Consider the following 12,708-nt stretch of genomic DNA (forward strand, 5'->3'; position numbering starts at 1 on the left):
GGACAGACTAATAATTAGAAGTGCTCTATGAGATTTAATAAAATTTTTGCCTCGATGTTATTCGTCGGCGCGTCTTTTTCAGGGAATGGTTGGGCAGAGTCTTTCCAACCTTTTGAAGTGACCGACATCCAAGTAGAAGGTCTGCAACGAGTTGCTCTCGGTGCAGCACTATTGAGTTTACCTGTGAAAGTAGGTGACACGGTAGATGAAGTTAAATTACAGCAAGCGATTAAGAGCCTTTACGGTTCAACCAATTTTGAAAACATCAGTGTCAGTCATGAAGACGGTATACTTTTTGTCACGGTTAAAGAGCGTCCTACTATCAGTATTATCTCGTTTGAAGGTAATAAAGATATCAAAGACGAACAGTTACAAGAAAGTCTTGACGGTTCTGGTGTTAAAGCGGGCGAATCACTTGATAGAACCATGTTGTCAGGCATTGAAAAAGGCTTGCAAGATTTCTATTACGGTGTGGGCAAATACGGCGCCAAAGTTGAAGCGCAAATCATCAACTTACCTCGTAACCGTGTTGAGCTTAAATTTAAGTTTACCGAAGGTTTAGCGGCTGAAATTCGCCAAATTAACGTGGTAGGTAACACAGTGTTTTCTGACTCTGAGCTCATCAGCATGATTGAGCTTAAAGACTATGTGGCATGGTGGGATTTATTTGGTGAGCGTCGCTACCAAAAGCAAAAGCTACAAGCTGACTTAGAAACAATCAAAACCTATTACCATAATCAAGGCTATATTCGTTTTGAAGTCACCTCAACACAAGTGGCGATGACACCGGACCGTAAAGGTTTGTACATCACTATTAATGTGGATGAAGGCGAAACGTACAAGGTAAAAGAAGTTAACTTAATTGGTGACCTTATGGGCCGCGAAGAGTTAATGAAAGCTATTTTGCCAATCAAAGCAGGCAATATGTACAACGGTGCCGATGTAACATTCACCGAAGAAATGTACAGTAAATATCTTGGCCGTTTTGGTTATGCTTATCCTGAAGTGAAAACCTATCCTGAAATTGATGATGAATCCAAAGAAGTGGTACTCAACATCAATATCAAGCCAGGTAAGCGTGTTTATGTTCGCTCAATTAACTTTACCGGTAACACGGTAACCAAAGACGAAGTACTGCGTCGCGAATTACGTCAAATGGAAGGGGCGTGGTTGAATTCTGCTCAGATTGAGCAGTCTAAACTTCGCCTTAACCGTTTAGGTTATTTTGAAACCGTTGATGCCGAAACAATTCAAGTGCCAGGCAGTGACGATTTAGTCGATGTGGCCATCGCAGTAAAAGAGCAGCCATCAGGTTCGTTTAACGCCGGTGTGGGTTATGGTACTGAATCAGGTGTGAGCTTGCAGTTTGGGGTTGAACAAAATAACTTCCTTGGTACAGGTAACCAAGCGGGTATTAGTATCAATACTAATAAATACTCGCGCAGTGCTAACTTGTCTTTCACCAATCCATACTTTACTAAAGATGGTGTGAGTTTAGGCGGCAGTGTGTATTGGAACGAATTTGATGCCAACGAGGCTAACCTTGAGCGCTATAAGAATCAATCTTATGGTGTTGCATTAAACTCAGGATTTCCGATTAATGAATCCAACCGTTTAAACGGTGGTATTGGTTATCGTCATAATACTATTTCAGAAATATCGGCTTATGAACAAGCATTGCGTTTCTATAATGTGTATCGTGAAACGGATGATGCAAACTCAGACTTAAGCTTTGATAACTTTGAATTGAATGCCGGTTGGTATCGCAGCACACTTAACCGTGGTACGTTCCCGACAGACGGTTCATCGCAACGTTTAAGCGGTAAAATGACCGTGCCGGGTTCTGATTTGCAGTACTTTAAAACGGATTTTGACACCAATTTCTACTTCCCGCTGACACCTCAACATGGGTTTGTATTTTTGGCTCGCGCCCGTTTAGGTTATTCAAACGGTTATGGTCAATTTAACGACAACGATCAAATCTTACCGTTCTGGGAAAACTATTACTCTGGTGGTAGCAGCTCGTTACGTGGCTTTAAGTCGAACTCAGTCGGTCCACGTTCGTTCTATTTATATCGTGGTAGTGAACAATGTGCTCCGGACGTTTCTGGTGATGGTTGTAGTTTGCCGGGTGATCCTAATACGATTCAGGTGAGCCAAGGTCGCTCGATTGGTGGTAATGCGATTGCGACAGCCAGCTTTGAAATGATCGTGCCGACGCCGTTCCTCGATGAAGCATACACTAACTCAGTGCGGACCAGTTTCTTCGTCGATGCCGGTAACGTATGGGATACCGAGTTCGATTATGATTCGTATCGCACTCTGCCAGCGGATCAGTTTATTAAGTTAGAAGATTATAGTGATCCTGAGCGCATACGTGCCTCGTGGGGTATGAGCGTACAGTGGTTATCGCCAATGGGTCCTATGGTATTCAGTTTAGCTTGGCCACTCAAAGAGTATGAAGATGATGAGACAGAGATTTTCTCATTCAATATTGGCAAAACGTTCTAAAACAAATACACTCGGCATGTTTAGCTGATAACGACAATTTTAACAAGGAGTCTACTTTGAAAAAGATGGTAAATCGCGCATTAATTACATTGGCATTATTTGCTACCCCTATGCTAGCCCAAGCGGAAAAACTCGCGGTGGTTGATATGGGTGAGGTGTTTGAACAGCTGCCACAGCGCGAACAAATTTCTAAATCATTAAAAGCTGAGTTTGGTGATCGTGTTGCTGAAGTCCAAAAAATGCAGGAGGAAATGCGTTCTTTGGTCGAAAAGCAACAACGTGACGGCGCCTTAATGAGCGACACACAAAAGACTGATTTAGTCCGTAAAATGGAATCATTAAAATCTGAATTCCAATTAAAAGGCAAAGCATTAGACGAAGACATGCGTCGTCGTCAAGGTGAAGAGCAAAACAAGCTATTAGTTCTAGTTCAAAAAGCCATTAATACCATTGCTGATAAAGAAAAATACGACATGGTGCTGCAACGTGGCGCAGTTATTTTTGTTAAGCCAGAAGCTGACATTAGCAGCAAAGTGGTAGAAGCCTTAAGCAAAGGCAAATAATAAGTATGCAGAAAGTGACTTTAAAAGAGCTTAGCCAATTATTGGGCGCAACGGTTAAAGGTGATGGATCACTGGAAATTACTAGTGTAGCCACCCTTGAACATGCAATCCAAGGTCAACTCTCTTTTTTAGCCAATAGTAAATACCGTGCTCAGCTTGAGGCAACTCAAGCTAGTGCGGTATTGCTAAGCGAAAAAGAAGCAAGTGGTTATCATGGTAACGCCCTGATTGTTAGCGATCCTTACGTGGGGTTTGCTCGAGTAGCGCAATTACTTGATACCACCCCAAAAGAAACGCCTGGTATTCATCCTTCGGCCCAAATAGATGCATCAGCCAATTTAGGTGACGGTGTGGCTATCGGTGCAAATGCGGTGATTGGCGCCAAGGTTATTTTGGGTGAAAATGTTCAGATTGGTCCAGGTTGCGTCGTAGGTGAAGCCAGTATTATTGGTTCAGATTCACGCCTTTGGGCGAATGTTACCGTTTATCATAATGTACATATTGGCCACAATTGCATCATTCATTCCGGTTCTGTTATTGGTTCGGATGGATTTGGGTATGCAAATGAGCGCGGTAATTGGATTAAAATCCCCCAAACAGGTGGCGTGCGCATAGGTAATTATGTCGAAATAGGTGCATGCACCAGTGTTGATCGTGGCGCGCTGTCGCACACCGAGATACACGATGGTGTGATCATCGACAATCAAATTCAAATTGCCCATAATGTCATCATTGGGCAAAACACCGCAATTGCAGGTGGGTCTATAATTGCAGGGAGTTCTACCATAGGTAAATACTGCATTATTGGTGGTGGTAGTGCTGTTGCTGGACATCTCAGTATCGCTGACGGTGTACATGTTAGCGGAGGAACCAATGTGACTAGCATCATTCGCGATAAAGGTGTGTATTCGTCCGCGACTGTCGCAATGGAAAACAAACTGTGGCGTCGGAACACGGTGCGCTTTCGTCAATTAGATGAACTATTTAACCGCGTGAAAACCCTCGAGAAAAGTGCTAAGGGCACAGAATAATTGTAATTCGGCCTTATTAAAGGAATGTAGTGTGTCAAATCAATTAAACACCATGGATATTAAAGAGATACTTAAATATCTACCTCATAGATATCCATTTTTGTTGATTGATCGTGTATTGGATTTTACCGTGGGTGAGCAATTACATGCGATTAAGAATGTCACGATTAATGAGCCATTTTTTCAGGGACATTTCCCTATACAACCCGTTATGCCAGGTGTGCTTATTTTAGAAGCCATGGCACAAGCAACGGGTTTACTTGCTTTTAAAACCATGAGCACTGAGCCGTCGCCAGAAGTATTGTATTATTTTGCCGGTATTGATAAAGCACGTTTTAAACGTGTTGTTGAGCCGGGCGATCAAATACATTTTCACGTTAAAATGATTAAAGAGCGTCGTGGTATTGGTGTGTTTATTGGTCAAGCCTTGGTTGATGGTGAACTGGTTTGTTCAGCTGAAATTATGTGCGCACGCAGAGAGATTAAGAAGTGATAGATAAATTAGCATTTGTTCACCCAACAGCCAAAATTGGTAACAATGTCACTATTGGTCCTTGGACCTATATTGGTGAGAATGTTGAAATCGGCGACGACACATGGATAAATTCGCATGTTGTGGTTAAGGGGCCAACGGTTATCGGTAAAGGTAATCGTATTTTTCAATTCGCTTCGGTTGGCGAAGAGTGTCAAGACAAAAAGTATGCCGGCGAACAAACGCGCTTAATTATCGGTGACAATAACATTATTCGTGAGTCGGTCACTATTCACCGTGGTACCACCCAAGATAAGGGTGAAACCCGCATAGGGTCTAATAACCTGTTAATGGCGTATGTACATATTGCCCATGACTGTGTTGTTGGTGATAACGTTATTATGGCTAATAATGCGTCAATTGCGGGTCATGTGCACGTTGGCGATTGGGTTATTTTGGGTGGCATGACCGGTGTGCACCAGTTTGTACATATCGGTGACCATGCTTTTACCGCTGGAGCGTCACTTATTTTACAAGACGTACCGCCATTTGTGATGGCAGCAGGTTCTCCTGCTGTACCTCGTGGATTAAATTTAGAAGGCCTAAAACGCCGTGGTTTTACCAAAGAAAGCCAGCGGGCAATCTTTAATGCGTATAAAGCAGTATTTCGTAAGAGCTTAACCATTGAAGAAGCCAATGCCGAATTGGCTGAGTCTGCTGAAAAGGACGTAAATGTAAAAGCGTTCGTGGATTTTGTAAATCACTCCGCTCGCGGCATCATTCGATAGACGGAAACGATGACCAACTCTTCCCCAAAAGTATTTGCCATTGTCGCCGGAGAACTCTCCGGCGATATTTTAGGTGCCGGTTTAGTTCATTCACTCAAGCAACGCTATCCTGATGCGCGTTTTATTGGCATTGGTGGCCCTCGTATGCAAGCTCTTGGGTTTGAAAGTCTATTCCCAATGGAAGAACTGTCGATCATGGGCTTAGTCGAAGTGTTATCACATTTACCTCGACTGCTTCATATTCGCTCAAGTCTCGTGAAACACATTACTGAATTAGCCCCAGACTGCTTTATTGGCATTGATGCGCCCGATTTTAATATTGGCCTAGAGCTTAAATTAAAAGCCAAAGGGATTAAAACCGTGCATTACGTCAGTCCATCAGTGTGGGCTTGGCGACCAAAACGGATATTTAAAATCGCCAAAGCCACGCATATGGTGTTGTCGTTATTGCCGTTTGAAAAGGCCTTTTATGACAAGCATCAAGTGCCTTGTACCTTTGTTGGCCATACACTTGCGGACGATATTCCGATGCACAGTGATAAGCTGGCCGCACGGCAGCTATTAGGATTAGATCCCAATGCTGAATACCTAGCTGTGCTGCCGGGTTCCAGAGGCGGTGAGCTAAAGCAATTAGCTGAACCGTTTGTCAAAGCCGCTCAGCTCGTAAAACAAGCCTATCCAGACATCAAATTTGTCACTCCAGTGGTTAATGATGCTCGTCGGCAACAATTTATTGCTGCGCTTGCGCAGTTTGCTCCCGATTTAGAAGTCACCATTATCGAAGGTCAATCTCGTGAGGTGATGGCTGCCGCTGATTGTATTTTATTGGCTTCTGGCACTGCGACTCTAGAGGCTATGTTGGTTAAACGCCCAATGGTGGTGGCTTATCGTGTTAGCCCCATTACCTACGCGATTGGCATCCGTATGATGAGTATCACCAACTATTCGCTGCCCAACTTATTGGCAAACGAAACGATAGTACCAGAATGTATGCAAGCTAATTGCCAGCCGCAGTTGATTGCAGATGAGGTGATCAAGCAACTCAACCAAGATTTTACGCCACTTAATACAAAGTTCGAACAGTTGCATCAATTACTTAAGTGTAACGCCAGCGAGCGAGCTGCCGATGCCGTGGTGGCATTATTGCAAACGCAGTAACCTGACTAGGATAAGCTAACATGTTGACATTACCGGTTGTGATAAAAAATATTACCCCTGAGCAAGTGGCCATCATTTCACAAGGGCTGGTTGCCGGTGTTGACGAGGTAGGACGTGGTCCATTGGTTGGTGATGTGGTAACGGCTGCTGTGATCTTAGATCCAAGTAACCCCATTGTTGGACTCAATGATTCAAAAAAACTGAGTGAGAAACGCCGTAATGCTTTATATCAAGTGATTATGGAAAATGCATTATGTGTCAGTGTCGGCCGTGCAAGCCCTGTTGAAATTGATCAGTTAAATATTTTACATGCCACCATGCTGGCAATGCAGCGCGCCGTTGCTGGCTTAAGCCTTCAACCTGAACGAGTATTAGTCGATGGTAATCGGGTGCCCGATTTTGGCATAGCCAGTCATGCAATCATAAAAGGTGACGGATTAGTGGCTGCCATCAGTGCAGCATCCATTATTGCCAAAGTCACTCGTGATGCAGAGATGGACACCTTAGACAGTCAGCACCCACAGTATGGTTTTGCTAAGCATAAAGGTTATCCGACCAAAGCGCACTTTGAAGCATTAGCCTTGTATGGCGTGTTAGCGGAACATCGTAAGAGTTTTAAACCTGTCGCCCAGCGCATTTTGCTTCAGGATACATTTTGATAATACCCAGATTAACCGACTAAATCGTTGGAGAAAGTCGCTTAGTTTGGTAGTCTAAATCCCGCTTTTTCGTGTTATTACATTCATCTTTTTCGAAGAAAATTAATCTATGTCCGATCCTCGTTTTGTTCATTTGCGCGTCCACAGTGATTATTCAATGTCAGATGGCGTTGCCAAAGTGAAACCGATTATTGCTGCTGCTGAAAATCAGGGTATGGCAGCGATAGCGTTAACCGATCAAAACAACTTTTGTGGTTTGGTAAAGTTCTACAGTGCTTGTCATGGCGCCGGTGTTAAACCTATTATTGGTGCCGACTTTTGGGTGCAAACCCCAGGTTTTGAAAAAGAATTTTGTGCCTTAACCATTATCGCGATGAACAATGAAGGCTACCAAAATCTGACGCAATTGATCAGTGAGGCCTATCTTCGCGGTCATGTCCAAAATCGAGTGGTGATAGACCAAGACTGGCTGATTAAATTTAACACTGGCTTGATTATTATCTCCGGTGCCAGAGATGGCGACGTGGGTAAGGCATTATTAAAAGGCAATCAAAACCAAGTTGACTCATTAATTGAATTTTATCAGCAGCATTTTGAAGACCGTTATTATATCGAGCTTATCCGCACAGGCCGTGCAGATGAAGAACGCTATTTACACATGGCGGTTGGGTTAGCATCATCAAAAGGCTTGCCTGTTGTCGCCACTAACCAAGTGGTTTTTTTAAAGCAAGACGATTTTGAGGCCCATGAAATTCGGGTGGCTATTCATGATGGTTTTACCTTAGTCGATCCACGCCGTCCCAAAACCTATAGCGATCAACAATACCTGCGCACCGAAGATGAGATGATCGCGCTGTTTGCCGATATTCCGTCGGCGATCCAAAATAGCGTTGAAATTGCCAAACGCTGCAATGTCACCATTCTATTAAACGAATATTTTCTGCCCAATTTCCCTACGGGTGACTTATCCATCGAAGATTTCTTGGTTAATGTGTCACAAAAAGGCCTAGAAGAACGTCTCGAATTTTTATTTGCTGATCCACTCGTTCGTGCCGAAAACCGTGGCGGGTATGATGAACGTCTCGAAATTGAGCTGAAAGTGATTAACCAAATGGGTTTTCCTGGTTACTTCCTTATTGTGATGGAGTTTATTCAATGGGGCAAAGACAATGACATTCCGGTTGGACCTGGTCGTGGTTCTGGAGCCGGATCGTTAGTGGCTTATGCACTAAAAATTACTGACTTAGATCCACTGGAATACGACTTACTGTTCGAGCGTTTTTTGAACCCTGAACGAGTCTCGATGCCCGATTTTGACGTCGACTTTTGTATGGACCGTCGTGACGAGGTCATTGACCACGTTGCCGAGTTATATGGTCGAGAAGCGGTATCGCAGATTATTACGTTTGGTACTATGGCGGCCAAAGCGGTTGTTCGAGATGTTGGCCGCGTGTTAGGTCATCCATACGGTTTTGTTGAACGTCTAACCAAAATGATCCCTGCAGAACCTGGAATGACACTGGCTAAAGCCTTTGAAGTCGAGCCATCGCTTCCTGAAGCCTATGATGGTGATGAAGATGTAAAAGAGCTTATCGACATGTGTCGTCGTTTAGAAGGGGTGACTCGTAACGCCGGTAAGCATGCGGGCGGGGTGGTTATTGCCCCCACTCGGATTACTGATTTCGCGCCATTATATTGCGATGCCGAAGGCTTAAACCCGGTGACTCAATTTGATAAAAACGATGTAGAAACGGCCGGTCTGGTTAAGTTCGATTTCTTGGGGCTGCGTACCCTAACGATTATCGACTGGGCACTCAAAATGGTTAACCGAGTGCAAAAGCAAAAAGGCCTCGATAATATCCGTATCGACGCGATCCCATTGGATGATCCTGCCTGTTTTAAACTGTTACAGCGTTACGAAACAACGGCCGTATTCCAGCTGGAATCTCGCGGCATGAAAGACTTGATTAAGCGTCTGAAACCCGACTGTTTTGAGGATATGATCGCACTGGTGGCTTTGTTCCGCCCAGGGCCTCTTCAGTCAGGCATGGTAGATAACTTTATTGAACGTAAGCATGGACGTGAGGAAGTCTCATACCCAGATGCCGATTATCAGCATGAGTCTTTAAAAGAACTACTGGCTCCGACTTATGGCATCATTTTGTACCAAGAGCAGGTGATGCAGATTGCTCAGGTATTGTCGGGGTATACCTTGGGCGGCGCGGATATGCTGCGTCGTGCAATGGGTAAGAAAAAACCTGAAGAAATGGCCAAGCAACGTGGCACATTTAAAGAAGGGGCCATTAATAACGGCATAGACGGCGACCTGTCGATGAAAATCTTCGACTTGGTAGAAAAATTTGCTGGCTACGGTTTTAACAAATCTCACTCTGCCGCTTATGCGTTAGTCTCTTATCAAACCTTGTGGCTTAAAACCCATTATCCCGCTCAATTTATGGCAGCGGTAATGTCTGCCGACATGGACAATACCGACAAAATTGTCACCTTAGTGGATGAATGTGAGCGAATGGGCTTGCCGTTAATTCCACCCGATGTGAACAAAGGCTTATTTAAGTTTACCGTTGATGATGATCTGAATATTGTTTACGGTATTGGCGCGATTAAAGGGGTTGGTGAAGGCCCAGTAGACTCTATTTTAGACGCCCGTAAAAGTGGACCCTTCATCGATCTTTTTGATTTTTGTGCTCGAATTGATTTGAAAAAACTCAATAAGCGAGTGATTGAAAAACTGATCTTTGCGGGGGCATTAGACCACCTTGGCCCACATCGCGCATCAATGATGGCGACCTTGCCACAAGCCATCAGCGCCGCGGCGCAACATGCCAAAGCCGAAGCCATTGGCCAGAATGACATGTTCGGTTTATTGAATAGCGAACCTGAAGACAGCAAACAAAACTTTGTTGAGTGCACGCCTTGGCCTGATAAAATTTGGCTTGATGGTGAGCGCGAAACATTAGGCTTATACCTAACGGGTCACCCGATAAATCAATATTTAAAAGAGCTTAAGCAATACACCAGCGGCCGCTTAAAAGATATTCACCCAACAGAGCGCGGTAAAACCGTTAAAGTGGCAGGGTTAGTGGTCGCTACGCGGGTGTTGCTCACTAAGCGGGGGTCTAAAATGGGTCTGGTCACCTTAGATGATAAAAGTGCCCGCTTAGAAGTGATGTTATTTACCGAACCGTTTGAAAAATTTGGCCAGCTGATTGAAAAAGATCGTATTTTAATTTGTGAAGGCGATGTCAGTTTCGATGACTTCTCTGGTGGCAATCGCATGAATGCCCGTAACATTATCGAAATCGGCGAAGCACGCAGTCATTTTGCTAAAGCTGTTGAAATCAAGGTTGACGCATCGCAAGTGACATCTGAATGGCTAGAAACCTTTGAGCAAACCTTAACCCCTTGGCGAAATGGCGTGGTGCCTTTGACTATTGATTATGCGCAACCCCAAGCCAGCGGTAAAATTACCTTAGGTGATGAATGGCGTGTCAATCCCAGTGACGAGTTGATATTAGCGCTTGAAAGTATGCTCGGCTCGACTAATGTTAAAATCGTATTTAACTAGGCGCATACCATGACCGTAAAACTCTCGGCCTCAGAACCAATGACGGTAGAACAATTGCTCCATTTACTTGAACAAGCGTTAATGCCGCTTGTTCACGTGACAGCATCGCAACATGAACATACGCCTAAGGTCGTGTTGGCTTACAGTGGTGGGGTTGATTCTGAAGTATTAGCGTATGGACTCAGTGCGTTTGCGCAAAAATACCCGCACATAGCCTGCTTACTTATTCATGTGCATCATGGACTCAGCGCCAATGCAGACACTTGGGTACAACACTGTATAACGCGAGCAGGGCATTACCAATTACCGCTGCAAATTGAACGAGTCAAGGTTGATAAAGGCCCAAGACAAAGCTTAGAAGCACAAGCACGCGAGGCCCGTTACCACGCTTTTGAGCGCTACCTCAATCCGGGTGATATTTTACTGACCGCCCATCACCAAGACGATCAACTCGAAACCCTATTATTGGCGTTAAAACGCGGCCAAGGGCCAAAAGGGTTGGCGGCAATGGGCGCGATACAAGCATACCAACAAGCTTGGTTAGTCAGACCGTTATTAGAGATCAGCCGTGATCAAATAGAGCAATTTGCACTTCAATACCGTTTAATCCATATCGAAGATGAAAGTAATCAAGACGACAGCTATGATCGTAACTTTTTACGACTCGATATTATTCCACGCTTAAAGCAGCGCTGGCCCAGTATTGCAGCTACTGCAGCCAGAAGTGCGGCATTATGTGCTGAGCAGCAAGATGTTATAGATGATGAAGTGAGTCATCGCTTACCCGACTGGCTAATAGTGCCAAGCGATACAAATGCACTAATGACCGAATCAACTGGGTTTAAGCTCACTGGGTTTGGTCAATTAAGTGGCGCATGGCAAGCATTACTGTTTCGCGGTTATCTCATCCATTGTGGCGTCAGTTTACCTTCGCAAGCGCAATTACAACAGATACTGTCACAACTGCTAGCGGCAAAAGATGATGCTAATATGTCGATCCAATGGGGCGACTATCAAGTTAAACGGTTTGCAGGCGTGGCATACGCGCTTAACAATAGTGAGCTTGAACCATTAGCGTCCACCCAACTCAGCGCTGATTTTAATAGCCTATTAAATGGCGATGTGGCCGATATGCTGATGGATGTCTGCCAGCATCAATATCATTTAACCCAACAAACAAGGGTTGATAAGCCTTTATTAGTTTTGCCGCCAGCTAACGGCAAAGTCACCCTTCGCTACGGCGGCGTCGGCTCTATTAAGTGCCAGCCGCAATTTGCCTCGTCACAACGTCAAAAACCGCGTGAGTTAAAAAAGCTATGGCAAGAATGCAATATTCCACCTTGGCGACGCCAACAAATCCCACTGATTTTTTATGATGAAGTGTTAGTCGCCGCCATCGGCTTATGGATAGATAAACGTTATGTAGCGCAAACCGGTGAACAAGGGATTAGTTTTTTGATAAAAAGCGCTAAAAAATGATAAAGAGCGATAAAGAGCGATAAAGAGCGATAGAGAGTGATATCAAGCGATATCAAGAGGTGAAAGCGAACGCTTCGCTTAGGGCATGACCTAAGTGCTAGTTCGCTTCGCGGCGAGATGCTATAAAAGTGAATGCTGGGGTAACGGTAGAAACTTAAATATTATCTACTTAGATCATATATTTGCAAAATTTAAGTTGATTTTATAAGTGCAATGAATTAACAATTGCATGCTGTACTGTAAATTATATAGGATCGATCATGGCAAAGGACTTGTCACACGTTAGGCAATATTTTATAGAACTCATCTTATGGTGGGAAGGTTGTATTAATTGTAAAACGCTTGAGCAGCAGTTTTCAATTACTCGACAACAAGCCAATACTGATACCAATCCGCATTAGACTTTACCCATATTGGCCCAGTCTCGTGTGCACAAACTTTTTACCCTGTCCTTACACTGA

The 12,708-nt window shown here is 44.1% G+C and carries 10 protein-coding genes; all 10 read left to right on the plus strand.

Going from position 1 to position 12,708, the window contains the following annotated elements; all coding sequences use genetic code 11:
- Positions 1–27: 27 nt before the first annotated feature.
- Positions 28–2,511, plus strand: coding sequence for an outer membrane protein assembly factor BamA (gene bamA, locus AAEZ02_RS17610; protein ID WP_351078087.1), 2,484 nt, complete (start codon positions 28–30; stop codon positions 2,509–2,511).
- A gap of 65 nt (positions 2,512–2,576) precedes the next feature.
- Positions 2,577–3,074: an OmpH/Skp family outer membrane protein gene (locus tag AAEZ02_RS17615; RefSeq protein WP_124012135.1), complete on the plus strand. Its 498-nt coding sequence runs from the start codon at positions 2,577–2,579 to the stop codon at positions 3,072–3,074.
- A 5-nt stretch (positions 3,075–3,079) separates the two neighbouring features.
- On the plus strand, positions 3,080–4,105 hold the full coding sequence (lpxD, locus tag AAEZ02_RS17620; protein ID WP_124011890.1) for a UDP-3-O-(3-hydroxymyristoyl)glucosamine N-acyltransferase: 1,026 nt from the start codon (positions 3,080–3,082) through the stop codon (positions 4,103–4,105).
- A gap of 31 nt (positions 4,106–4,136) precedes the next feature.
- On the plus strand, positions 4,137–4,598 hold the full coding sequence (gene fabZ / locus AAEZ02_RS17625; protein WP_101032270.1) for a 3-hydroxyacyl-ACP dehydratase FabZ: 462 nt from the start codon (positions 4,137–4,139) through the stop codon (positions 4,596–4,598).
- On the plus strand, positions 4,595–5,365 hold the full coding sequence (gene lpxA / locus AAEZ02_RS17630) for an acyl-ACP--UDP-N-acetylglucosamine O-acyltransferase (RefSeq protein WP_101032269.1): 771 nt from the start codon (positions 4,595–4,597) through the stop codon (positions 5,363–5,365). The genes fabZ and lpxA overlap by 4 nt, the downstream gene beginning before the upstream one ends.
- 9 nt (positions 5,366–5,374) lie before the next feature.
- Positions 5,375–6,523, plus strand: coding sequence for a lipid-A-disaccharide synthase (lpxB, locus tag AAEZ02_RS17635; protein ID WP_124011889.1), 1,149 nt, complete (start codon positions 5,375–5,377; stop codon positions 6,521–6,523).
- 20 nt (positions 6,524–6,543) lie between these two features.
- Positions 6,544–7,182, plus strand: a complete 639-nt coding sequence (rnhB, locus tag AAEZ02_RS17640) for a ribonuclease HII (RefSeq protein WP_164839506.1) — start codon at positions 6,544–6,546, stop codon at positions 7,180–7,182.
- 109 nt (positions 7,183–7,291) lie between these two features.
- Positions 7,292–10,768, plus strand: coding sequence for a DNA polymerase III subunit alpha (gene dnaE, locus AAEZ02_RS17645; RefSeq protein WP_351124231.1), 3,477 nt, complete (start codon positions 7,292–7,294; stop codon positions 10,766–10,768).
- 9 nt (positions 10,769–10,777) lie between these two features.
- Complete coding sequence (gene tilS / locus AAEZ02_RS17650) at positions 10,778–12,247, plus strand: tRNA lysidine(34) synthetase TilS (RefSeq protein ID WP_351124234.1); 1,470 nt, start codon at positions 10,778–10,780, stop codon at positions 12,245–12,247.
- A 260-nt stretch (positions 12,248–12,507) separates the two neighbouring features.
- Positions 12,508–12,648, plus strand: a complete 141-nt coding sequence (locus AAEZ02_RS17655; protein ID WP_351124237.1) for a BrxR family helix-turn-helix transcriptional regulator — start codon at positions 12,508–12,510, stop codon at positions 12,646–12,648.
- The last annotated feature ends 60 nt before the right edge of the window (positions 12,649–12,708 follow it).

Origin of the sequence: Shewanella sp. T24-MNA-CIBAN-0130 (assembly GCF_040310185.1) — a bacterium.
Taxonomy (GTDB): Bacteria; Pseudomonadota; Gammaproteobacteria; order Enterobacterales; family Shewanellaceae; genus Shewanella; species Shewanella psychromarinicola.

Bases quoted from the DNA above. Each gene is read 5' to 3' on its own strand.
- bamA (WP_351078087.1), top strand. From the start codon at position 28: ATGAGATTTAATAAAATTTTTGCCTCGATGTTATTCGTCGGCGCGTCT.
- AAEZ02_RS17615 (WP_124012135.1), top strand. From the start codon at position 2,577: ATGGTAAATCGCGCATTAATTACATTGGCATTATTTGCTACCCCTATG.
- lpxD (WP_124011890.1), top strand. From the start codon at position 3,080: ATGCAGAAAGTGACTTTAAAAGAGCTTAGCCAATTATTGGGCGCAACG.
- lpxB (WP_124011889.1), top strand. From the start codon at position 5,375: ATGACCAACTCTTCCCCAAAAGTATTTGCCATTGTCGCCGGAGAACTC.
- rnhB (WP_164839506.1), top strand. From the start codon at position 6,544: ATGTTGACATTACCGGTTGTGATAAAAAATATTACCCCTGAGCAAGTG.
- dnaE (WP_351124231.1), top strand. From the start codon at position 7,292: ATGTCCGATCCTCGTTTTGTTCATTTGCGCGTCCACAGTGATTATTCA.
- tilS (WP_351124234.1), top strand. From the start codon at position 10,778: ATGACCGTAAAACTCTCGGCCTCAGAACCAATGACGGTAGAACAATTG.
- AAEZ02_RS17655 (WP_351124237.1), top strand. From the start codon at position 12,508: ATGGCAAAGGACTTGTCACACGTTAGGCAATATTTTATAGAACTCATC.